Here is a 24475-nt window from a genome sequence, read left to right on the forward strand (position 1 = left end):
TTCTTTGGCCCGGTAGTGCCGGGTGCTTTTTTACAGCGCAAGCTCGCACAAATGCGTAAGACGTTTGTCGCCCGGGTCCGCAACCACATGCGGCGAACTGGTACTTTGGTATCGGGCACCGCTGATTGCACCGCCCTGCCGCCCTCGGCTAGGTTCGCGCTCCAATTCGACCGGAATCCCGGCACGAACACAAGCTTTCGGACGAGGGGGGAGACACGATGGCCGGCATCTACGACCAGGATCTCGATCGGAACGCGGCGAACTACCAGCCGCTGACGCCCCTCGGCTTCCTCGAGCGGGCGGCGAGCGTCTTTCCGGACCACACCGCCATCCTGCACGGCAATTTGAAGCGCAATTACCGCGATTTCTATGCCCGCAGCCGGCGCCTTGCCTCGGCGCTCGCAAAGGTGGGCATCGGCGGCGGCGATACCGTTGCGGTGATGCTGCCCAATGCGCCGGCCATGCTGGAAGCCCATTACGGCGTGCCCATGGTGGGCGCGGTGCTCAATTCGCTGAACACCCGGCTCGATGCCGCCATCCTCGCCTTCACCCTCGACCACGGCGAGGCGAAGGTGCTGATCACCGACCGCGAATTCTCTCCGGTCATCAAGGCGGCCCTCGCCCTCGCCGTCTGCAAGCCGCTCGTCATCGACTATGACGATCCCGAGTTCACCGGTCCGGGCGACCGCATCGGGGTGATGGAATACGAGGATTTTCTCGCCACCGGCGACGAAGGCTTCGCCTGGAAGACGCCGGCCGATGAATGGGATGCCATCGCCCTGAATTACACGTCCGGCACCACGGGCGATCCGAAGGGCGTCGTCTATCATCACCGCGGCGCGCATCTGCTGGCGGTCGGCAATGTGGTGACGTGCGCTCTGGGCAAGCATCCGGTGTATCTGTGGACGCTGCCCATGTTCCACTGCAACGGCTGGTGCTTCCCCTGGTCCATCACGCTGGTAGCCGGCACCCATGTGTGCCTGCGTCAGGTGCGGGCGAAAGCAATGTTCGACGCCATCGCCGACCACAAGGTGACACACATGTGCGGCGCGCCCATCGTGATGTCCACCCTGCTCAATGCGCCGGAGGCGGACAAGCGGCCCCTGCCCGGCCGGGTGGAGTTCATCACCGCCGCCGCCCCGCCGCCGGAGGCCGTGCTCGCGGCCATGCAGGATGCGGGCTTCAACGTGGTCCACGTCTACGGGCTCACGGAAGTCTACGGCCCGGCGGTCGTCAACGACTGGCATTCGGAGTGGGACGCGCTCGACGCCAAGCAGCGGGCCTTCCTCAAGTCGCGGCAGGGCGTGCGCTACAGCGCGCTGGAAGCCCTCGACGTGATGGACCCCGAAACCATGGTTCCGGTCCCCGCCGACGGCGAGACGCTGGGTGAGGTCATGTTCCGCGGCAATGTGGTGATGAAGGGCTATCTGAAGAATCCCGCCTCCACCGAGAAGGCGTTTGCCGGCGGCTGGTTCCACTCAGGCGACCTCGGGGTGAAGCATCCCGACGGCTACGTGCAGTTGAAGGACCGCTCCAAGGACATCATCATCTCCGGCGGCGAGAACATCTCCTCCATCGAGGTGGAGGACGCCCTCTACAAGCATCCCGCGATCGCCGCGGCCGCCGTGGTAGCCAAGCCCGACGAGAAGTGGGGCGAGACGCCCGTCGCCTTCGTCGAGCTGCGCGACGGCATGAGCGCGACGGCCGAGGACATCATCGTCCATTGCCGCGCTCATCTGGCGGCGTACAAGTGCCCCCGCCACGTGGTTTTCGAGGAAATCCCCAAGACCTCCACCGGCAAGATCCAGAAGTTCCGCCTGCGCGAGCTGGCCAAGGAGGTTTGAGGAAGATGTCCGACATTGAAGTCCGCGACGCCAACGGCGCCGTCCTGAAGGACGGCGACAACGTCACTCTCATCAAGGACCTCAAGGTGAAGGGCACGTCCGTGACCCTGAAGCGCGGCACGCTGGTCAAAGGCATCCGCCTCACCGGCGACCCTGAAGAAATCGACTGCAAGGTCGAGAAGGTGAAGGGCCTCGTGCTGCGCACGGAGTTCGTGAAGAAGGCCTGAGCGCGTCACCTGGACGACGCGAGCCATGTCCAGCGCGCCCCATTTCGGGAGGACTGGTCAGGCTCCCCGTGCGTGACTGCCCGATGACCCGGGGTTACAGACTCGATTTGCAATCCTGTCTGTAACCCCGCCTCCCCTGCCCCACCGGCACCTTTCCAATCCTTCATCCTGCGGCCATGGTTCAGTCATGCGCGGGGGTTCAATGCTTGCCGCGAAGCCCTCCCGGAGAGCCCGGCCTTGCGTGCCCTTCTATCCCTTCTCGGCGACATCCGCCGCCTGGCCGTGCCCTATTTCAAGAGCGAGGAACGCTGGATCGCCATCGGCCTCCTCGCCGCGGTGATCGCTCTGGAGCTCGCGTGGGTGTTCGCCACGGTGATGCTGAACGAGTGGAACGTCGCATTCTACAACGCCATACAGGAGAAGGACTTCGCCGCGTTCAAGACGCAGATCCTGATCTTCTGCGCCATCGCCGCAGGCGCCATCGTCGTGGCGGTCTACCAGATCTACCTGAAGCAGTGGCTGGAGGTGCGCTGGCGGCGCTGGCTTACCCGGCGCTATCTCGGCGCATGGCTGGGTGACGACGTGCATTATCGCCTGCGGCTCAGCGGCGATGAGGCGGACAATCCCGACCAGCGCATCGCCGAGGATGTGCAGTCCTTCATCAGCCGCACGATTTCGGTGGGCGTCGGCCTGCTCGGCACCGTGGTGTCCCTCATCTCCTTCTCCGTCATCCTGTGGAATCTGTCAGGCTCGCTGCCGCTCCATCTGTTCGGGCGCGAGCTGAACGTGCCGGGCTACCTGTTCTGGGCGGCGCTGATCTATGCCGCCGGCGGAACGCTCCTCGCCCATTTCATCGGCCGGCCGCTGGTGAAGCTCAATTTCGAGCAGCAGCGCTATGAGGCGAATTTCCGCGTCGATCTCGTGCGGGTGCGCGAGAATGGCGAGCAGATCGCCCTTCTGGATGGCGCGCAGGCCGAAGAGCGCAAGCTCGAGGGGCGCTTCTCCCACATCTTCGGCAATTTCGTTGAGCTGATGAAGGCGCAGAAGCGCCTCACCTGGTTCACCGCCGGCTACAACCAGATCTCGACCATCTTCCCCTATGTGGTGGTGGCTCCGGCCTATTTCTCCGGCCAGATCCAGCTCGGCCAGCTGATGCAGACGGCGAGCGCCTTTTCCTCTGTGCAGGGATCGTTCTCCTTCTTCATTTCCAGCTACGTGACGCTGGCGGAATGGACCTCGGTCGTGCAGCGGCTCATCGGCTTCGAGAAGGCCATCGCGGCGGCGCAGACCAACCGTCCCACCGAGAGCCTCGCCTCCCTTCCCGCCACTAAGGCCCTGGCGCTGCGCGGGCTTGATGTGCGCCTGCCGGGCGGCGCGCCCCTCATCGCCACCGACGAACTCCATATCGCGCACGGAGAATGCGTGCTCATCACCGGCCCTTCCGGCGCCGGCAAGACCACCCTGCTGCGCGCCATCGCCGGTATCTGGCCCTACTCGACGGGCTCCGTGCATCGGCACGCCGAGCATCGCCTCATGGTGCTGCCGCAGAAGCCCTATGTACCGGCCGGGCGGCTGGATGTGGCCCTCGCCTATCCCCGCCCCGTCGCCGACGTGCCGCGGGACCAGATCGCCGAGGCCTTGACCGCCGTCGGGCTCTCCGACCTCGCGGGGCGGCTGGATGCGGAAGCCCTGTGGCCGCACGAGCTCTCGCTGGGTGAGCAGCAGCGCATCTCCATCGCCCGCGCACTGCTGGAAGAGCCAGAGGTGCTGCTGCTGGACGAGGCCACGTCCGCCGTCGACGAGGCGACCGAAGCGGCGCTCTACCGCCTGCTGCGGGAGCGTCTGCCGGAGAGCACCTTCATCTCCATCGGCCACCGCAACACCCTGGTGGACCTGCATGACCGGGTGCTGCACCTCCACGGCGAGGAATCGCCGCGAATGTTGGGACCGGCCGCGCCCCCGGCGCTCAAGGCGGTTTGAAAGCGGGCGGGGCGAGGACGGGTCGGTAGTCCTTGCCCCCCACCGCACGCCTCAGCTAAGTCTGTTGCTGCAGTGCATCAGGCTGCCCAGCTGCCCCGCCCCGAGGTCCCGCGTGACATCCGCCGAGCCCGCCCAGAAGCCCCGTGACATCGTCTATTACGCCCTCGCCGCGCTGGTGGGCTTCATGGGGGGCGGCGTCGGCGCCGGCTTCCACTGGGCGACGGTCAAGGCCGGCGAGTGGCCGCTCCTGCTGCGTGAGCATTTCCAGGGGCCTGAGCTTTACGCCGCGCTGTCGGTCGGCGCCGCGCTGATGGTGGCGCTCGCGGTCTTTCTGGTGCGGCGCTTCGCGCCCGAGGCGGCGGGCTCCGGCGTGCAGGAGATCGAGGGCGCACTGGAAGGCCTGCGCGAGGTGCGCTGGAAGCGGGTGCTGCCGGTGAAGTTCGTCGGCGGCGTGCTGGCCCTCGGATCGGGGCTGGTGGCGGGCCGGGAAGGCCCGACGATCCACATGGGCGCCTCCATCGCCAAGGCCATCTCGGACGCCGCCGGCCTGAGCACCCGCGACAGCCGGGGCCTGCTGGCGGCCGGTGCCGCGGCGGGTCTGGCGGCGGCGTTCAACGCGCCGCTGGCGGCCATCCTGTTCGTCATCGAGGAGACGCGGCGGCAGTTTCCCTATGGGTTGCGGACCTATAGCGCGGTCATCATCTGCTCGGCGGCGAGCGCCATCGTGGCCCAGGTCATCGGCGGTACCGCGCCGGACATGCAGATGGATGTGGCCGCCGTGCCGCTGCATTTCCTGCCCGCATTCATCGGGCTTGGCGTGGTTCTCGGGGGGGTGGGAATCGCCTTCAACGCGGCGCTGGTCTTCTCGCTCGATGCCGCACGGGGACTGGCTTTGAAGGTCTCCCCCTATGTCCTGCCGGTGGTGGTGGGCGCGGCGGTGGGGCCGCTTCTGGTGCTGCGGCCGGAGGCGACGTTCGGGGGGGAGATGCTGGCGGTGTCGCTGCCGGGCATGGGGTTGCCGGCGCTGACCTTGGCGGGGATCGTCCTGATCCGGTTCGCCATGACCATGGCGAGCTATTCCACGGGTATTCCCGGCGGCATCTTCGCGCCCATCCTGGCGCTGGCGACGGCAGTCGGGGTGCTGTTCGCGACCTTGCTCGGGAGCCTTTTTCCCCTTCCACCGCAGATGCTTGCGGCCTGCGGGATCGCCGCCATGGGTGGCCTGTTCTCGGCCACGGTGCGGGCGCCGCTGGTGGGGATGGTGCTGGTGGCGGAGCTGACCGGGGCCTACGATCTCCTGCTGCCGACCATCCTCACCTGCGTCACCGCAAACCTTGTGGCAGAAGGACTTGGCGGCAAACCGATCTACGAAGTGCTGCTCGACCGCACCCTGCGCCTCGCCGGAATGCCCCGTCCGCCGGAGCCGGAGCAGGACGTCATCGGCGGCTGGGACGAGCGGGAGCGGCGCCCGCAATAGAGGCCGATATCGGCAGGTTCAGTGGGGGTAGCACCAGGGGTATCGGCGGGATTCGGGACCGGTTCGGGACGGTTCAGCTCCTGCCGGGTCCAAGATCGAGGCCGTCGCGCCCAACCACCCCTCAAACGGTATCAAATTACATCCCCGCCCTCGCCCCGAGTCCCCGCTGCGCGTCCGGGCCGGAGGCATCGGGACGCGACACGGAGGCCCCCCATGGCGGTACGCCAGATCGTGAAATTCCCCGACCCGCGGCTGCGGCAGCCGGCAGCGCCGGTGACGGCGTTCGACGCGGCGCTGGCGGCCCTCGCCGCCGACCTCCTCGACACCCTGCGGGCGGCGCCGGGCATCGGCATCACGGCGCCCCATGTGGGGGTGCCCGCGCGGGTGGTGGTGCTGGAGCTTTCCCCAGGGGAATGGCCGCGCACGTACGTCAATCCCGAGATCGTGTGGTCCTCGCCCGAGACCATCCGCCATGCCGAGGGCAGTGTCTCCATGCCCGGCGCGGTGGAGGAGGTGGAGCGGAAGGCCCGCGTGCGGGTGCGCTACGAGGATCTCGCCGGCGCCGTTCAGGAGGAAGAAGCCGAGGGGCTGCGCGCCGTCTGCCATCAGCACGAGTGCGACCAGATCGACGGCATCTTCTGGCTGCAACGCCTGTCGCGCCTCAAGCGGGAGCGGGTCGTCCGCAAATACGAGAAGGCGCAACGCCCGCCCGTCGGCTGACGCGGAAAGCGGCGACCGTAGGCCAAGCTTGTGCTTGCGCATCCCCCGCCGATGCGCTCACTCTCACCCAATAACCCTCCCCCGGCGTTGCGGTTCGGGGCGGGCGGCTGGCCTGAAGGCGGGGCCGGAAGATGCGGGCTCGACGCGGGCGGACGGCGGTTCACGGGCGAATCGGGACGGCACGGGCGTGCCTGCGGCAGCTCATGGCCGCCCTCGCCCTCATCCTCATGGCACTGTCCCCGGTCTCGCCCGCGCGCGCCGAGAATGAACCCATCCGGCTGCAGGTGGTCGGCGGGCTCGGCGGTGTCACCCAGTTCACCCGGCTGGAGCAGCCGTTCTGGGAGCGCGAGATCACCGAGCGCACCGGCGGGCGCGTGGTCGCCACCATCATCCCCAACGACAGCGGCGGCCTGCGCGGGCAGGAGATGCTGCAGCTCATGCAGCTGGGCGTGGTGCCGTTCGGCACCGGCCTCCTCTCCGTGGTCTCGGCGGAGGAGCCGGAGCTCAACGCCGTGGACCTGCCCATCCTCAACCCTGACATGGCGACCCTGAAGAAGACGGTCGCCGCCTTCCGCGTGCATCTCATCAACATCCTGCGCGACCGGTGGGACATCGAGCTGCTCGCCATCTATGCCTATCCGGCGCAGGTGCTCTTCTGCCGCTCCGGCTTCCGCGGCCTCGACGACATCGCCGGCCGCCGGGTCCGCACCTCCTCGGTGGCCCAGTCCGACCTCATGAAGGCGCTCGGGGCCATTCCCGTCGTGGTGCCGTTCGCGGATGTGGTGGATGCGGTGCGGCAGGGGGTGGTGGACTGCGCCATCACCGGCACCCTCAGCGGCCACGAGATCGGCCTCGGCGACGTCACCACCCACGTCCACAGCATGGCGATCAGCTGGGGGCTTTCCTTCTTCGGCGCCAACGTCAATGCGTGGCAGGCCCTGCCGGCGGACGTGCGGGAGCAGATCCGAAGCAGCCTCGCCGATCTCGAAAGCCGCATCTGGCAGCAGGCCCAGGCGGACACCGCACGAGGGCTCGACTGCAACACCGGCGCCATCGCCTGCGGCCGGCCGATGACCCGCCGGCTGGTGGTGGTGCCACAATCCGAGGCCGACGCCGCCCGCCGCCTCAACCTTCTCTCCGGAACCATCCTGCCACGCTGGATCCAGCGGTGTGGCGCGGCTTGCGCCGATGCATGGAATGCCTATCTTGCCGAACTGCACGCGACGACCGCCAAAGCCGAGTGATCGCAGCCGGCCGGATGATCCGGGCGGAAGGGCCTCCCCCGGCGGGGACGGCGGCGCCCTCAAGCCTGGGGACTGGCGCCGACGATGATCTGGCACCGCCTCAAGCTCTCCGTCATCGCCGGGACCATCGTCATCCTGGGCCTGCTGACGGTCGGGACGGCCCTGCTCGCCCATCGCGGCTTGGTCGCGACGCGGCTCGCCGCCGAGGCGGACATCGAGCGCTCCGCCCGGGGCGTGGAGAATGCGCTCAACCGTCAACTGCTCCAGATCCATGGCGCGCTCGCCACCATCCGGCCGCTGTTCGCCGCCGCCGGAGTCACGGCCACCTCGCCCGCCGCCAACGAGCTGCTGCGCGGCTTCAACCTGCAGACCATCGCCTATCGCGACATGATGCTGGTCGCCCCCGACGGCACCATCATCGCCTCGGCCCGGCCACGCGGCGCGCTGCGCTCGCTGCCCATGGTGACCCAGCCCACCAACATCCAGCCCGCCGCCATGATCGGACCGGTGCAGAATCCGGTGAACGGCGACTGGTCGCTCTATGCCGTCCGGGCGGTTCCCGGATGGGACGGCGTGGTCGCCGTCGCCGACGTCTCGACCCAGTCGCTCATGAAGATCCTGGCGGAGACCGGCCTCGCCCCGGGCATGCGCATCCGCATCGAACGGCCGAACGGCCAGCTGGTGGCCTCGCTGCCCCATGACGAGCTGGCCGTCGGCGAGTGGCGGCACGGTGCGCTGGGCACGCGACCGCCCGATGGCAGGGCCTTCGTCACCACCGGCGACAAGGGCCAGCCGGAACTGGCCGTGGTGCGGAGCTCCCTGCCTGGGGACCTGCGCGTGGTGCTGGTCACCGACCTCGACGATGCCCTCGCGCCGTGGCGGCGCTTCCGCGATCGCCTGGCCGCAGCCGCCGCTTTGGGCGGCACGCTCGTGGCCGCCTTCGCCGGTGCCCTGCTCATCGCCCTGCGCCAGCGCGAGAAAGTGGATTCCGAGCGGGCCCGCGCCACGGCCGTGCTCGCCAATGCGGTGGAGGCCATGTCTGATGGCTTCGCCCTGTGGGACGGCGATGACCGGCTCGTCGCCTGCAACCAGCGCTATCGCGAGCTGTTCGCCATCACCGCGCCTTTTCTCATCCCGGGTGCGCGCTTCCAGGACATCATGCGGGCGAGCACCTATGCGCAACAACTTCCGTTCCCCGGCTCGGTGACCGAAGAGGCCGTCGCGGAACGGGAGCGCTGGCATCGTCCCGAAAACAGTCCCGTCGAGCGACAAATGTCCACCGGGCGCTGGGTGCTGATGACAGACCGGCGCACCGCGGACGGCGGCGTGGTCGCGATCCGCACCGACATCACCGCGCTCAAGGCGGTGCAGGCGGAGCTGGCCGAGGCCAACCTGCGGGCCACCGAGGCCGCCGCCGAGGCGCAGCGCCAGAACATGGTGCTGATTGAGCGCGAGGGTCGCATCCGCTTCCTCGCCCACCACGACGACCTCACCGGCCTGCCCAACCGGGTGGTGTTCCGCGAGCGCATCGGCAAGGCGCTCCACCAGGCCGCCGACCGGGGCGAGAAGATGGCCCTGCTCTATCTCGACCTCGACCGTTTCAAGGACGTCAACGACACCCTCGGCCATCCCGTGGGCGACGCTTTGCTGCGGAAGGTCGCCGCCCGCCTCACCAACTGCGTTCAGGCCACCGACATGGTGGCGCGCCTCAGCGGCGACGAGTTCGCCATCATCAGCATCGGGCCGCAGCAACCGCAGGCGGCGACCGAGCTGGCCGAGCGCATCATCGCCCTGCTCGGGGAGCCCTATTCGGCCCTCGGCCATACCATCGCGGTCAGCGTCAGCGTCGGCATCGCGGTGGCCGAGGCGGCATGGATCGACGCCGACACCCTGCTCAAGCAGGCCGACCTCGCCCTCTACCGCGCCAAGGCGTGGGGCCGCGGCACCATGTGCGTGTTCGAGCCGGAGATGGACACCCATCTGCGCGCCCGGCTGGAGATGGAGCAGGACCTCAGGGAGGCCCTGGCCGAAGGGCAGTTCGATCTCGCCTACCAGCCGATCTTCTCGGTGGTCACCGGCGCGCTCACCGGGTTCGAGGCGCTGCTGCGCTGGAACCACCCGCGCCGCGGCATCGTCGACCCCTCCACCTTCGTGCCGCTGACCGAGGATTCCCGCAGCATCGTGGAGATCGGCGCCTTCGTGCTGCGGCGGGCGGTGGCCGACATCGCAGCCCTGCCCGGCGCGCTAAAGGTGGCGGTGAACCTCTCGCCGGTGCAGCTCGCCTTCGGTGACATCATCGGCACGGTGGAGGCGGCGCTGCGCGACAGTGGTTTGCCGCCCGACCGCCTCGAATGCGAGATCACCGAAACCGCCCTGTTCGAGAGCGAGCAGACCAGCCTCGCCGTGCTCCAGCGCCTGCGCGACCTGGGGGTGAGGATCGTGCTCGACGATTTCGGCACCGGCTATTCCAGCCTCAGCCGGCTGCGCCTTCTGCCCATCGACAAGATCAAGATCGACCGCTCCTTCGTGCTGGATGCCACCGAGGGCTCGGCCAGCGCCGCCATCATCGAGGCCGTCACCGTGCTCACCAGCCGGCTCGGCATCGCCACCGTCGCCGAAGGCATCGAGACCGAGGAGCAGTGGGCGCTGCTCGCCCGCACCTCCTGCGCCGAGGCGCAGGGCTTCCTGCTCGGCCGGCCCCTCCCCATCGCCGAGGCCGCGGCGCTCGCCCGCGCCGGGTCCGGCGTGCCGGTGGCGCTGGCGCAGCGCTTTTCCCCGCCGGCCTGAAGCGCACCCCCTACCCCGCCTTCCGGTACAGAGCGGTGAGGATCACCATGGGGGAGAGCAGCGGCTGCGGCGCCGCGCGCATGCGCCTGCCCAGCCCGTCCATCAGCCGGTTGGTGAAGGCGTCGCGGAAGGCGGCGTCACGGCTGGGGTCGAGCGCCGCCAGCAGCGAGGGCAGGAACGGCGCCCGGAAGAAGCCGAGATGCTTGTCCGCCAGCGCCGCCGCATCGCCATCCAACCCATAGGCCGGCCAGAACGGGTCCCGCATCTCCCGCGCCTCCTCGGCGACGAGGGTGAGCCCTTCAAAGGCCCCGCCGGCGAACGGGATGCGGGCGTCGGCGGCGGTGCGCTCGAAGACGAGGATGGTCATCCGCCCGCGCTCGTCCGGCGTCAGGATGCCGCCGAGCGCAATGGCGTCCAGCTCCGCCGCCACCCAGGCCATCAGCACCGGGAAGGTGGTGGGCTCGTCCTCCGGCAGGCTCGGCTGCACCACCACCAGCGCCCCGCCCGGCTTCAGCTCCTGCGCGCGGGCGGCGAGGAAGGCCCGCCAGTCGGCCGCCGCCTGCGCGGCGAAGGCGGCCCGCACCTCCGGCGCTGTCTGCCGCGGCCACACATGGCCGGCGGGTATCACCGGCGCACGGCTCATCCAGTGGGCGGCAAACGAGCACCAGCCGAAATCCACGCTGGCATCCGGCAGCACCTGCTCATGGAAGGTGCGCCCCACGGCGGATGCGAAGGCGTGCGCGTCTCGCCGGAGATAGCTTTCGGGATCGTCCCGCAGCAGCGCGAACAGGGCGGAGAAATCATTGCCCGGCTGGTCGGTGTGGACGACGCTCACCGGCACGTCCGGCCCCAGCCGCCGGCGCACATGGCCGAGCGCGAGCCCCATGGGCACCAGCGAGTTGCGCCCCGTGGCGCTGCCATAGTCCGCCAGCGTGACGGGGGCCTCGAGCGCCATGCCCTCGAACGCCCGGTCGATCAGCGGCAGCCCGTGGGCACCGCCCTTCGCCTGATGCTGGGCATGGTCATTGTAGAACCCGCCCCCCTGCATGGGTGCCGGGCCTGTGGCCGTTCCGTCCTGCCCCGCCATCGCTTCGTCTCCCCGATGCGCAGGATGGCACATCTGCGAGGGACAGGTTAAGCAGTGACGTTTGGGAAGGCCAACCTCAGGACAGAGGAAGCAAGGTCGCGTGCGCATCCTGCTCATCAACGTGCCGCACCCCTCCATCGGCAGCCGCATCCCCGACGATCACCTGCCGCCGCTGGGCCTCCTCGCCATCGGCGGCCCGCTCATCGATGACGGGCATGAGGTGCGCCTCGTGGACGGCGAGCTGAAGCCGATGACGGCGGCCGAGCTCGTCGCAACGGCGGCGGCCTTCAAGCCGGACGCGGTGCTGTTCGGCCATTCCGGCTCCACCTCCGGCCATCCGGTGATCGCGGCCGTGGCGGCCGGCATCGCGCAGGCGCTGCCGGCAGCCTTCATCGTCTATGGCGGCGTGTTTCCCACCTATCACTGGCGCGACATCCTCGCCGCCGAGCCCCATGTGACGGCCATCGTCCGGGGCGAGGGAGAAGAGACCGCCCGGCGCCTCATGGCGGCTCTGGCATCCGGCACGCCGCTCGCCGACATCCCCGGCATCGCCTTTCGCGACGCGACCGGCCTGCACACCACCCCGCCCGCGCCGATGATCCAGAACCTCGATGCCTACCGCGTCGGCTGGGAGCTGATCGATCACGCCCGCTATTCCTACTGGGGCGGGCTCAGGGCGGTGGTGGTCCAGTTCTCGCGCGGCTGCCCGCATCCCTGCACCTATTGCGGCCAGCGCGGCTTTTGGAGCCGCTGGCGCCACCGCGACCCGGTGCTGTTCGCGAAGGAACTGGCGCGGCTCCGCCGCGAGCAGGGTGTCCGGGTCATCAACTTCGCCGACGAAAACCCGACCTCGTCGCGCAAGGTCTGGCGCACGTTTCTGGAGGCCCTGATCGCGGAGGACGTGGACCTCGTCCTCGTCGGCTCCACCCGCGCCGACGACATCGTGCGGGACGCGGATATCCTCCATCTCTACCGCAAGGCCGGCTGGGTGCGCTTCCTGCTCGGGCTGGAGAACACGGATGCGGCCACCCTCGCCTTGATCCGCAAGGGCGGCGGCATCGACACCGACCAGGAGGCGATCCGGCTGCTGCGCCGCCATTCCATTCTTTCCATGGCAACCTGGGTGGTGGGCTTCGAGGAGGAGACCGACCGCGATCACTGGCGCGGCCTCCGGCGCCTCCTCGCCCACGATCCCGACCAGATCCAGATGCTGTACGTGACGCCGCATCGCTGGACGCCCTACTACCAGCTCGCCGCCGGCCGGCTGGTGATCGAGACCGATCGCCGGCGCTGGGACTACAAGCACCAGGTGCTCGCCACCCGCCACATGCCGGCGTGGCGGACGCTCGTCTGGGTGAAGTTCACCGAGGCGGTGCTGCAACTGCGGCCCAAGGCGCTCCGGCGGACCTATCTGGAGCCAGACGCGCGCCTGCGCCATGCCATGCGCTGGTATGCGCGGATCGGGCGGCGGGTATGGCCACACGAGATTCTCGGCTTTCTGCGCCATCCCCCGCGCGACACCGGCGCGACGGTCGCGGATGTGTGGGGGCCGCCGCAGGACCGCGAGGAATATGCGATGGCGCCTCCGCCCCGCAGGCCGGCGGAAGCGCGCGAGCCGGCCACGCCTTCAATGGCCTCCGCTCAGGCGCGATAGCCCACCATCGCACGGAGGAACGCGCTGACGCGGGTGCCCAGCGGCAGGGCGTCCGTCGCCTCGCGTTCGAAGGCGGCGAAGGCGGTGGCGAGGCGGGTGCGCTGGCGGGCCTTTTCCGGCGGTGACAGGAAGGCCTTGTCGATGGCGGTCTCAGCGAAGCCCTTGAGGCGGCGATAGCCGAGGCCGTGGTCCTGCGAGGCGCGCAGATATTCGTTGGTGAGGTCGATGCGCGAGACGCCCGCATCGTCGGTGGCCAGCGTCACCGGCACGCTGGCCGAGAGATAGGTGCGGATGGGGTGGCGGCGATCGCGCACGCCGAGGATGACGTCGGACGAGGTGAGCGCGATCTCGATGGCGACGCCGCGCGCTTTCAGCTCCGCGAGCAGCCCGTCCATGTCGCGCTCGAAGCCGATGGCGGTGCCGTGGCCGATGCGCCGCGCCCCCGCCGTCTCCACCGCATCGCGGATGTGGAAGTCGAGATCCGGCGGCGGCACCAGCCCGATCCACAATTCGCCCGCATGGAGCGCCACCGGCACGTCCTTGCCGGCGAGGAAGCCGATCCACTGCATGTGGGCGCGGTAGTCCTGCCGGGCCGTGCGGTAGTCCTCGGGCCCCACATAATTGAAGCCGGCCACGACGTCCGGCAGGGCCCGCACCAGCGCCGCCGACACCGCCGTCTGGGCGAACACCTCGGCGGGCGCGCCATTGCGGTTCACCTGCGCGATGTAGCGGAAATCCACCCCGCAGCCGGGGCGGGTCGCATCCGCCGCGCAGCCGCGCAGCGCCTCCACCCGGGCGACGAGGGCCTTGATGTCCTCCACCCGGCGGCGCACCACTTCCGCCATGCCGGCCTTGTCCAGCGCCGCCAGCATGGCCTTGGGATCGCGCTCGGCACCGATGGCCTGGCCGAGGCGCCGGCGGTCCTCGCCCTCGATCAGCGTCACCATCAGCTCGGCATATTGCACGTTGTCCGCGCCGTACTGGCGCAGCTGGTCCACCGTCATCTCGGCGGTGCGCTCCAGGGTGCGCGTCCAGTCCGGCCCGCCGGCGGCAGGATTGAACTTGGAGAAGGAGGCGAAGAACTGGTCGTGGCCCGAGGGCACCCGGGGGGTCGGCAGGAACCAGCGCAGGGAGAGCGCATCCACCAGAAGATCGAAGGTGGTCTGGCCGCGCCAGCCGGCCACCGCGTCGGCGATCGGGACGATCTTGGGATCGGTGCCGCAGGGCTTATCCGCGCTCGCATCGGCGGGCGGGGAGAGGATGTTCATGGCGGCGGGATCGAGGCACAGGCCATCCTTGATGGCCCAGGCGATCAGCCGCTCGGCATAGACCGCGCCGGAGAGATGGGTATGCAGGTCGCCGCCCTTGGGCATGCGATGGAGGAAGGCGCGCTGGCGGTTGGGCTCCGGCCGCAGCACCTCGAAATGGGCGGCGGTGAGCGCCTCGGGCAGGTTGCTGGCGACGACGGCGGCCCGGATGGCGACACAAGCCGCGATCAGGACGAACGCGGCGATCAGGATACGGCGACGCAACAGGGCCTCCGGGGCGCGGGTCTCAACTCGAGCGCGACCCTAGAGAGCTGCCGCCGCGCGCGCAACGCGGGTGGGGCCCGGCGTGAAGATCGGCGGGGTGCGAGCGGGCGGAGGGGCTGGGAGGAGTCTCGCCGCACGGGCCAGCGTGCCCCGGCCTGCCCAGAAGAGCGCCGTCATCGCCCGCCTTGTGCGGGCGATCCACCCTTCCGCCGGAGGGGTGCCGGGCCGGATGAAGCGGACAAGCGGCGGAGTGGATCCCCCGGACAAGCCGGGGGATGACGGTGGTGACATACGCGACGGAAGCGACCAGGCGGGCGGCTCGGCTCTTTCCCGCTCAGCGCCCCGCTCAGCTCTTGGCCAGCCCGGCCAGCACCTTGTCCACGCCGGTGACGCCCACCTTCACGTTCACCTGCCGGCCGTCCTGCAGGCGGAAGGCGATGGTGGCTTCCTTGGCGGCGGACAGCTCCTTGGCGAGGGCCGCGTCGTAGGCAATGCTCGCCTCGCACTCGGTGCCGTTGCACCACTGGTAGGCGAGCTTGCGGGTGTTCTGACCGAGCACCAGGTCCACGCCGTCGCGCACCAGCACGCCGGTGGGGGTGGTGATGGCGATGGTCGGCACGTCCTTGCCGTCGCGGCCGATCTTCCACACCACGACCACGCGCTTCGACTGGTTGTCGGTGATGCGCAGCACGGCGAAGCAGGTCTTCTTGCCGGACTTGGCGCCGGCGGCCGGAGGCACCTCCTGGCAGGTGAGCACCCAATTGTCGAACGACTGGGTCTCCGTCTTCACCGGGCCGGCGGGCGCGGCCGGGGCGGCCGGCTGGTTCTGGGCAGTGCGGTTCTGGGCCGGCGCCGCCTGCTGGGTCTGCGCCACGGTGACGGCGCCCGTGTCCTCGGAGAACAGCACGGCGAAGGGCGTCGCCGCGAGGAGCGCGGCAAGGGCGAGAAAGGGGCTGGCGCGGAAGGAGGTGGTGCGGAACAGACGGGAAAGGATCACGAGACGCCTCCGTGGACGAGGACCCGGGGACAGAAGGAATCCGGAGAAGGGACGAAATGCGGGGACTGACGCGACGCGGGCCGGGAAACACGGGCCAGGAAACGCGGCCCCCGAAACGCGGGCCCGGAACTGGGCGGCCTGCGCCCGCAGCTCTTACCCGAACGGGAAGGATGGGACGGCCTGGAGCGAAAGCCAAGCTCCGTCACGATCTTGTCCCCGGAGAAGAAACGGGCGGCGCACCTTCAAGGCACGCCGCCCGCCGGACTGATCGAGGATCAGGTGCCGCTCACCACTGGTAGCGGACACCGCCCTTGGCGCTGCCGGCCGTGTAGTTGTCGCCGAACTTCACGTCGGCATTCACGAAGCTGTTCCAGCCCGAGTCCTTGGCGAAGACGTTGAACCCGACGCCGACTTCACCGAACAGGCCGTCGAAGTTGTCGACGGTGCCGAAGGGCACGCCCGGATTGAAGATCGTGACGGCGTTGTCGCCGAGGAACTCGTACCAGAGGCGGCCGGTCACGCTCGCCTGCACCTTGTAGGTGGCGGCGTCGTAGATCTGGCCACCGACGCGGGCGCCGAGGCTGCCGCGCAGGCTGTCGTTGTTGCCGAAGTCCACGAAGGTGTTTCCGGCAATGGCGAGGTTGGAGATGTTGGTGTTCACGTAGGTCAGGGTGGCGAGGCCGTCGACGAACCCGCCATTGGCCCAGGTGTAGAGCCGGTAGCCGGTATCGAGCGCGAAGCCGACGTTCCGGGCGTCCGTGGACTTTCCGAAGTAGCCGATGCCCGCGAGCGTCGGCGCATTGTAGTCCATGGAGAGGAAGTCGGCCTTGATGAGGGCGTCGAAGTACCAGTTGCCGGTGATGTAGGTGGCATAGGCACCGACCGTCCCACCCGAGTAATCCGCCGAGGTGGGCGAATTGCTGAAGTTCAGGTTGGACCCGACGTAGCCACCGAGGACACCGAACACCACCGCGTCATTGGTGGCGAACACGCCTTCCTTGCCGAAGTCGGCACCGGCCATGAACCCGTAGATGCTCTGGTTGTAGCCGGTGTCGAACCCGTAGAGGTTGCCGCCGGCCGCGAAGGTGTTGGAGGCATCGCGAGAGCCCCAGCTGCCCACCACCTTGCCCCAGATGCCGGGGGTGACGGAGGCCGGAGCCCCGTCGATGGTCTTGATGCCTTCCTTGGTGACGAGCTGCGTGGGCGTGCCCTGCAGGTAGGTGCGCAGGTCGGCCTGGCGGTCGAGCCACACGCCGGTGGTCTCGTGCCAGATGGCCTGGGCGCCGGTGACCAGCTTCGGCAGCTCGAACACTTCCTGGTCGGGCAGGCCGATCAGGTAGTGGTCGTTGCCCATGACCGTGAGGTCATAGAAGAACAGACCCTTGTCGATCACGCCGCCGAACTTGGCCGAGTAGTGGCTGGAGTTTGGATCGATGACGAAGTTGTTCGGGTCCGTGGTGCCGGTGGCGGTCGGCAGGTCCACCACCTTGATGCCGGCGAGGTTGAAGGCGCCAGGACCGGGGTTGACGTCGTGGATGAGCAGGCTGGTGACGCCGGTGGTGACGGGGCCGGCAATCTCAAGGCCGTTCACGTCCTTGCCCTCCACCCCCAACTGGTCCGAGGTGGAGCCCGGCGCGCCGAGGTAGCTGTCGAGGCCCACCTTGCTGTTGCCGACGCCGTTCCAGGTGCCGCTCACGTAGGTCACGTCGCGGGTGCCGTTGCCGGCGATCTGGCCGGGGGTCTCGTCGATCATGGTCAGCAGGCCGCTCTGGAGGAAGAGCGGATCGCCGTTGTTGAAGGTCTCGAGGCTGTTGAAGGTGGTGGTCTCGGCCACCGCCCCCTGCAGCGCGGTGACGATGCGGCCGGTGTTGTTCAGGGTGTCGTTGCCGCCCCCGAAGTAGTTGTTGCCGACCGTCACCCAGGTGTTCGACGACAGGTTGTTGAAGGTGTCGTCGTTGTTGGTGAGGCCGATGCGGCCGACGATGGTGCCGTTGTTGGTGATGGTGGTGGCGCCGCCGTCGGTGTCGATGACGATGTCGCTCGCCGCCACGATCAGGCCGGGCAGGTTGACGCCGCCCAGGTAGCTCCAGGAGCTGACCAGCGTGCCGGCACCCACGTTGATGATGGTGCCGTCATCGCTGTTGACCGAGATCACCGCCTCGCCCCAGCTCTTGCCGGAGCCGATCACCGCATTGTTGGTGCCGATGTTCACCGTGGCGAAGTCGGCCGAGAAGATGCGGATGGCGTTGCCGACGCCGGTCATGTCCGCGTCGCCGCGGATGATGCTGCCGTCGGAGGTGTTGACGGTGACGTTGTCCCAGCCGCCGGCGCGGATGCCCTTGTCGTTGGCGAGAACCACGGAGTTGACGCCGGTGGCGACGAAGACGTCGTTGCCCGGGCCGAAGGCGAAGTTGGTGGCGGTCAGCCCGTCGTCGCCCGCAGCCACCGCGCTGGAAGTGCCGGTGGTGAGGAAGACGTCACCGGAGCCGGCGAACTTGTTCGCCACGATGCCGTCGCCACCCGCGGTCACGCCGCTGGTGGTGCCGGTGGTCACGGTGACGTTGCCGGTGGAGCCGATGGACTGGGCCTCGATGCCGTTGCCCGAGGTGGTGATGTTGCTGAGGAGGCCGGTGGTGACCACCACGTCACCCGTGCCGGCGAACCGGCCGGCGAAGATGCCGCCCGCGGTGGCATTGATGGCCGAGGCCGTGCCCGTCGTCACCGACACGTTGCCGGTGCCGAAGGTCTTCGAGGCGATCACGCCGAAGTCCTGGGCCGCGATGGTGGTCGAGGCCCCCTGGTTCACCGTCACGTCGCCGGTGCCGAAGAGGACATTGGCCTCGACGCCGTTGGCGGTGGTGGAGGTGACGTTGGCGTTGGCATTCACCAGCACCGCGCCGTCGCCGCCCTTCAGGATGAAGATGCCGTTGTCGGTGGCGGTGATGGCCGCGTTGTTGGTCACGGTCACGTCGCCGGTGGTCAGCGCCAGCGAGCGCACCTGGATGCCCTCGTCGCCGGCGGTGATGGTGCCGTTGGTGGTGACGATGACGTTGCCGCCGCCGAGCTGGCTCACCGCGATGCCGTCGTCACCCGCATTGATGGTGCCGTTGGCGGTGGTGAGGATGGTGACCGGGCTCTCGCCGATGGCATAGGCATGGATGCCGTCGCCGCCGGTGGCCGCGCCGCTGAGGCCGCCGACCGCCGCATCCACGTCGATGTTGGTCGGGCCGTCGCCGAGCTTCACGGTCAGGATGCCGATGCCGTCGGACTTGATGGTGCCGCCCGCATTGACGTTCACGTCGATGGCGCCGTTGCCGATGTTGGCGCCGACGATACCGATGGTGGTCGCCTGGACCTCGGCGTTCACGTTCACCGTGGCGGTGCCCGAGCCGATGGTCAGCGCGCCGCCGCCGATCGCGGGCGGGTCGATGACGCCGTTGATCGTCAGGGTGGCGTTGCCGGTGCCGCCGGCGATGGCTGCCGCGCCGATGAAGCCGCCGGCCGCGACCGACACCTTCTGGTTCACCGTCACGTCGGTGTTGCCGCCGGTGTTGAAGCCGACGACGCCCGCGATGGCGGCGTTGACCGTGCCGTCAGTGACCACGGTCACCTGCTGGCCGGCGCCGATGTTGCCGCCGAGGACGCCGATACCGTTGGCCGAGGTGACGGCCGCCAGCGTGTGCACGTCCACCGTGCCACCGTCGCCGATGGAGAGGGCGCCGACGCCGAGCAGGTCACCGCTCACGGTGCCCTCGGTGAGCACCTTCACGGTGTTGTTGTTGCCGAAGGCGAGGCCGGCGACGCCGAAGCCGTCCGTGGAGGTCACGGCCGCCTTGGTGTTGATGTCCAGCGAGCCGCCGGTGGCGCCGAGGATGCCGCCGACGCCGAGGAGGCGGCCATCGACCGTCTGGTCGGTGGTGACCTTCACGGTGTTGGCGCCGCCGCCGATGGCGCCGCCGAACACGCCGAAGCCGTCCGCCGACTTCACCGTGTCCTTGGTGTGGACTGTCACCGCGTTGGTGTCGCCCAGCGCCAGGGCGCCGACGCCGAGGTAGCGGCCGGTCACCGCCTTGTCGGTGGTCACGTCGATGGTGTTGGAGCCGAAGCCGAGCGCCGCCACGCCGAAGCCGTTGGCGCTGTCCACGGTGTCCTTGGTCTCGACGGTCAGGGTGCCGCCGGTGCCGCCGATGAGGCCGCCCACGCCGAGCAGGTCGCCCGTCACCGCCTTGTCGGTGGTGACCGAGACGGTGCTCGCGCCGGTGCCGAGGCCGCCGCCGAAGACGCCGAAGCCGTCCGAGGAGGTCACGGTGTCGAGGGTGTGGACCGTGACGGTGTTGGTGTCGCCGATGCCGAGGGCGCCGACGCCGAGGTAGCGGCCTTCGACCGCCTTGTCGGTGGTGACGCTCACCGTGTTGGCGCCGGTGCCGATGGCGCCGCCGAACACGCCGAGGCCGTCAGCGGACTTCACCGTGTCCTTGGTGTGGACCGTGACGCTGTTGCTGTCGCCGAGCGCCAGCGCGCCGACGCCGAGGTAGCGACCGGTCACCGCCTTGTCGGTGGTCACGTCGATGGTGTTGGAGCCGAGGCCGAGGGCCGCCACGCCGAAGCCGTTGGCGCTGTCGACCGTGTCCATGGTCTTGATGGTGAGGGTGCCGCCCGTGCCGCCGATGACGCCGCCCACGCCGAGCAGGTCGCCGGAGACCTGCTTCTGGGTGGTGACGTTCACCGTGTTGGCGCCGGTGCCGATGGAGCCGCCCAGCACGCCGAAGCCGGAAGCCGAGGTGACCTTGGCCTGGGTCTCGACGTTCACCGTGGTGCCGCCGCCGCCGAGGTTCAGCGCGCCGACGCCGAGCAGGTCGCCGGAGACTTCCTGCTGGGTGGTCACGTTGATGGTCTGGCCGGTGCCTAGGCCGAGGGCCGCGACGCCGAAGCCGTCGGAGGAGGTCACCTTGTCCTCGGTGACGATGGTGAGCTGCGAGCCCGCGCCGCCGATGAGGCCGCCGACGCCGAGGAAGGTGCCGTCCACCTGCTCGCCGGTGGTGACCTTCACCACCGAGCCGTCGCCGATGCCGGCGCCGACCACGCCCGCGCCGCCGGAGGTGACGGCCGCGGTGGTCTTCACGTCCACATTGCCGTTGGCGCCGATGGAGAAGCCGCCCACGCCGAGCAGGCCGGAGTCGATGGCGCCCGAGGTGGAGACCTTCACCACCTGGTTGTCGCCGATGCCGCCGCCCAGCACGCCGATGCCGTCATTGGTGACGGACGCGGAGTTCTTCACCTCCACGGTGGTGGCGATGCCGGTGGTGTTGTCGCCGATGACGATGCCGCCCACGCCCAGCACGCCGCCGGTGATGGCGCCGCTGTTGGTGACCTTCACCTGGCCGTCGTCGCCCACCACGAGGCCGGCGACCGCCGCACCCTGGGTGGTGATGGCGCCGGAGTTGGTGACGGTCAGGGTGCCCTTGTCACCGATGATGCCGGCGAGCACGCCGCCCACATCCGCGTCGATAGCGCCGGTGTTGTTGACGGTGGCGCCGTAATTGTCGCCCACCGCGAGGCCGAGCACGCCGACGCCGCTGTTGTTGACGATGGCGCCGTTGTTGGTGACCGTCAGGCCGTTGGCCTGGCCCTGGCCGACCGCGATGCCGGCCACGCCGAGGAAGCCGCCGGTGACGACGCCGCCGTTGCTGACCGAGGTGATCGCCGAGCCCGAGCCGTCGAGGTCGATGGCGGCGCCGATCACGCCGATGCCGTTGGTGTTGATGGCGCCGCTGTTGGCCACCGAGACGTTGGTGACGCCGGCGCCCGGGCCGTTGTCGATGCCGATACCGGCGACGCCCACGAGGTTGGCGTTCACCACCGCGAAGTTCTGGACGTTGACCGCGTTGCCCTCGCCGACCGTGAGGCCGAGCACGCCCACGCCGCCGGAGGTCACGACACCGTAGTTCTGCACGCCGACGGAGTTGCCGTCGCCGATGCCGGCACCGCCCACGCCCAGGAAGCCGGCATCCACGACGCCGAGGTTCTTGACGGCGACGGTGTTGCCATCACCCACCGCGAGGCCGGCCACGCCGATGGCGAAGTCTTCGACCACGCCCTTGTTCTGGACATCCACATCCGCGCCGGGGAGGGCGCTGTTGTTGCCCACCTTGATGGCACCGACGCCCAGCAGGGGGGTGGTGCCGACGCTCGATTCCACGGAGGCGTTGTTGTCCACCACCGCGCGGCCGTCGCCCACGTTCAGCGCGATGACGCCGATGAGGTTGGCGTCGATGTTGCCCGAGGTGTTGGCGGTGGCAGTGCCGTTGCCGATGGCCACCGAGCCCACGCCGATCAGCGGCGGGTCGATGGTGCCGGAGAAGTTGACGGTCGCGTTGCCGTTGTTGGAGATCGCGCCGACGCCGATCAGCCCGTCCGAGCTCACATTGCCGGTGGTGTTGACGGTGGTGTTGCCGTCAGTGTTGAAGGCGAGCACGCCGCCGAGGGTGCCCGACACGTCCTTGGTCTTGACGTTGACGTCGCCGCCGGTGCCGACCGAGCCGGCCAGCACGCCGAAGCCGCCGGTGGCGTCCACGTTGTCGCGGGCGTCCACCTTCACCGAGTTGCCGGTGCCGATGCCCACCGCGAGGATGCCGGTGCCGTTGCCGGCGGTGACATTGTCCTTGGTGGTGACGTCGACGGTCGCCTTGCCGGTGCCGACCGCCGAATTCCAGGTGGACGGGTCGCTCGGGTTGAAGCCGGAGAAGTCGCCGACGCTGGCGCCGATGGCGGAGATGCCGTTGCCGTTGGTGCCCTCGATGTCGCCGGAGACGTTCACCGTGGTGTTGGCATTGCCGTTGAGGCTGCCGGCCAGGGCGAAGATGCCGTTGGAGCCGCCGGTCACATCCGCCGAGCCCTGGACGGTGGTGGTGGCGGTGTTCGGGCCGCCCGAGACGGGCGCGGTGATGGCGGAGGCATTGATGCCGGCGCCCGTGCCGCCGATCACGCTGCCGCCGTTGGCGGTGACGGTGGTGGTGGCGTCAACGCCCACGCCGCCGAGACCGACCGCCGAGGCCGAGGCGTTGATGCCGTTGGTGCCACCCTGCACGAAAGTGCCGCTGGTGGAGACGCTCGAGATGGCCGGCAGCTGGAGCGGGCCAGCCGAGACGCCGACGGCGGTGGCGTTGATGCCGTCACCGCTGGTGCCGGTGGCGGTGCCGCCGATGAACTTCAGGTCAAGGTCGGTTCCCGCGGCGGCCACGCCGTTGGTGCCGCCAGTGAAGAAGGAGTTGTTCGCGGTCAGGTTGACTTCCTGCGCGAGGAAGTTGGCGCCGGACCCGGTGGTACCGGAGAAGAAGCCGCTGTTGGTGGTCGCGTTGACGGTGCCGAGGGCGTTGAAGTTCAGGCCGTTGGTACCGCCGCTGACGAACGCGGCAGGCGTCGAGGAGAAGGTGATATCGCCGGCCAGGGAATTCAGGTTGATGCCGTTGCCGGTGGCGCCGGTGCCGGTGGCCGAGCCGGCGAAGCCGGTCATGGAGATGTTGCCCAGCACCGAGGTGCCGCTGATGCCGTTGGTGCCGCCGGTGGCCGAGCCGGTGAAGTTGTTGGCGTTGATCCCGTTGCCGGAGAGGATCTGAATGCCGTTGCCGGTGGTGCCGGTGGCACTGCCGGCGAAGTTGTTCATGGTGACGCCGGTCGTGCCGTTGAGCACGAGGCCGTTGGTGCCGCCCTGGATGATGCCGGCCGACGTGGACGAGAAGTTCACGCTGCCGAGCGTGGCGGTGAGGTTGATGCCGTTGCTGCCGGCTTCGGTACCGGTCGCCGAGCCGGCGAAGCCCGTCATGGTGATGTCGCCGGTGGCGGCGAGGCCGTAGATGCCGTTATCGCCGCCCGTGGCCGTGCCATGGAAGCCGGTGGCCGAAATGCCGTTGCCCGAGGTGAGGCGGATGCCGTCCCCGGTGGTGCCGGTCGCCGTGCCGGAGAAGTTGTTCATGGTGACGCCGGTGGTCCCGCTCAGGACCAGGCCGTTCGTACCGCCGATTGCGGAGCCCGAGAAGTTGTTGGCGGTCACCGAACCGAGGGTCGCCGTGGCGCTGAAGCCGTTGCCCGAGGTGCCGGTGGACGAGCCGTTGTAGCTGTTGATGGTGATGCTGCCGGCGGGCGAGGTCAGCACGGTGCCGTTGGTCGAGCCGAGGACGGTGTTCGTCCCGGACGAATTCATCGTGATCGAGCCGAGACCGACCGTGCCGGAGAGGCCGTTGCCACCGTTGTTGGAGACGTCGGCGCCGTTCTGCAGATTGATCGTCAGGCTGCCGCTGGCGAAGCCTGTCAGACCGCCGGTCTTCGTCGTGTCGCAGGTCAGCGTCGCATTGCCGAACAGGTTCGAAGCATTGTTGCACGCCGCATTCGCCGTGCCCGGCTGAATGACGCCTGCAAGCACCGTCGCCAGTGCGGAACTGAGGAGGAGCGCCCGTGTCCGGCCGCGGGTGACGGATGCCCCCTTCGCAGAGGACCGAACATTCGCGCCAGACAGGATGGTGCCGCCCGTATTGACCATCTTCACCCCCAACATGTGGCGGCAGGAGGAAGCCCTCCGCCAGCCAGAACCTGTTTCGGCCGCCATATTGTGCGACCATTGGTTGTGGAGCGATTCTCACACTCCTCGAACTGAGGCGAACTTACCCAGCGGATGCAATCGCCTCTCCGCAGGACGCGAATCATCACTGCTCAAAATGCGAATTTCTTCATATTCGCGTGAGGTGTTGCACTTCTGCCATAGTCTTATTTATTGTTTTAATTCAATGAGTTAACCATAAAATCGACGCATGGCGGTTGCCTGCAACCGCTCTACGGCGGAGCCGAAGACAGAATAGCTGACGGTAATTTCGTAGCGCGGATTGCGTTTAGACTCTGTTTGACGTGTTGTAACGCCCGTCAAGGGAGGCGT

The 24475-nt window shown here is 68.9% G+C and carries 12 protein-coding genes; 8 read left to right on the forward strand and 4 right to left on the reverse strand.

Annotated elements, in window-relative coordinates:
• Positions 1–218: 218 nt before the first annotated feature.
• From XAN126_RS0122830 to XAN126_RS27360, 7 genes are all read left to right on the forward strand, one after another.
• A complete protein-coding gene (locus XAN126_RS0122830; protein WP_024280869.1) occupies positions 219–1844 on the forward strand; it encodes an acyl-CoA synthetase in 1626 nt (541 codons plus the stop codon).
• Positions 1845–1858: 14 nt separating this feature from the next.
• The gene (locus XAN126_RS0122835) at positions 1859–2071 is read left to right on the forward strand and encodes an alkylphosphonate utilization protein (protein ID WP_024280870.1); all 213 of its coding nucleotides are present in this window, start codon (positions 1859–1861) and stop codon (positions 2069–2071) included.
• A 237-nt stretch (positions 2072–2308) separates the two neighbouring features.
• Positions 2309–4051, forward strand: a complete 1743-nt coding sequence (locus XAN126_RS0122840) for an ABC transporter ATP-binding protein/permease (RefSeq protein ID WP_024280871.1) — start codon at positions 2309–2311, stop codon at positions 4049–4051.
• 112 nt (positions 4052–4163) lie between these two features.
• Entirely contained in the window at positions 4164–5528 is a 1365-nt protein-coding gene (gene clcA / locus XAN126_RS0122845; RefSeq protein ID WP_024280872.1) for a H(+)/Cl(-) exchange transporter ClcA, read from the forward strand.
• A 213-nt stretch (positions 5529–5741) separates the two neighbouring features.
• Positions 5742–6248 (forward strand): peptide deformylase, encoded by a 507-nt coding sequence (locus XAN126_RS0122850; protein WP_024280873.1) that lies wholly within the window; start codon positions 5742–5744, stop codon positions 6246–6248.
• 203 nt (positions 6249–6451) lie between these two features.
• A complete protein-coding gene (locus XAN126_RS0122855; protein WP_245272324.1) occupies positions 6452–7492 on the forward strand; it encodes a TRAP transporter substrate-binding protein in 1041 nt (346 codons plus the stop codon).
• Between the two features lie 84 nt (positions 7493–7576).
• Positions 7577–10279 carry an EAL domain-containing protein gene (locus XAN126_RS27360; protein ID WP_024280875.1) on the forward strand — a complete coding sequence of 901 codons (2703 nt, stop codon included), beginning with the start codon at positions 7577–7579 and terminating at the stop codon, positions 10277–10279.
• A 10-nt stretch (positions 10280–10289) separates the two neighbouring features.
• On the opposite strand, the gene XAN126_RS0122865 is transcribed toward XAN126_RS27360, so the two are convergent.
• The gene (locus XAN126_RS0122865) at positions 10290–11366 is read right to left on the reverse strand and encodes a hypothetical protein (RefSeq protein WP_081762756.1); all 1077 of its coding nucleotides are present in this window, start codon (positions 11364–11366) and stop codon (positions 10290–10292) included.
• A 100-nt stretch (positions 11367–11466) separates the two neighbouring features.
• Here XAN126_RS0122865 and bchE point away from each other — a divergent pair, with 100 nt between their 5' ends.
• The gene (bchE, locus tag XAN126_RS0122870; protein ID WP_024280877.1) at positions 11467–13020 is read left to right on the forward strand and encodes a magnesium-protoporphyrin IX monomethyl ester anaerobic oxidative cyclase; all 1554 of its coding nucleotides are present in this window, start codon (positions 11467–11469) and stop codon (positions 13018–13020) included.
• Here bchE and XAN126_RS0122875 read toward each other — a convergent pair.
• The 3 genes from XAN126_RS0122875 to XAN126_RS0122885 form a co-directional block, all read right to left on the reverse strand.
• Positions 13008–14552, reverse strand: a complete 1545-nt coding sequence (locus XAN126_RS0122875) for a hypothetical protein (RefSeq protein WP_024280878.1) — start codon at positions 14550–14552, stop codon at positions 13008–13010. The genes bchE and XAN126_RS0122875 overlap by 13 nt on opposite strands.
• A gap of 346 nt (positions 14553–14898) precedes the next feature.
• Positions 14899–15549, reverse strand: coding sequence for an invasion associated locus B family protein (locus tag XAN126_RS0122880; protein WP_024280879.1), 651 nt, complete (start codon positions 15547–15549; stop codon positions 14899–14901).
• A gap of 286 nt (positions 15550–15835) precedes the next feature.
• Positions 15836–24085 carry a hypothetical protein gene (locus tag XAN126_RS0122885; RefSeq protein ID WP_155982383.1) on the reverse strand — a complete coding sequence of 2750 codons (8250 nt, stop codon included), beginning with the start codon at positions 24083–24085 and terminating at the stop codon, positions 15836–15838.
• Positions 24086–24475 lie beyond the last annotated feature (390 nt).

This window comes from Xanthobacter sp. 126, from assembly GCF_000526175.1.
Classification (GTDB): Bacteria; Pseudomonadota; Alphaproteobacteria; order Rhizobiales; family Xanthobacteraceae; genus Xanthobacter; species Xanthobacter aminoxidans.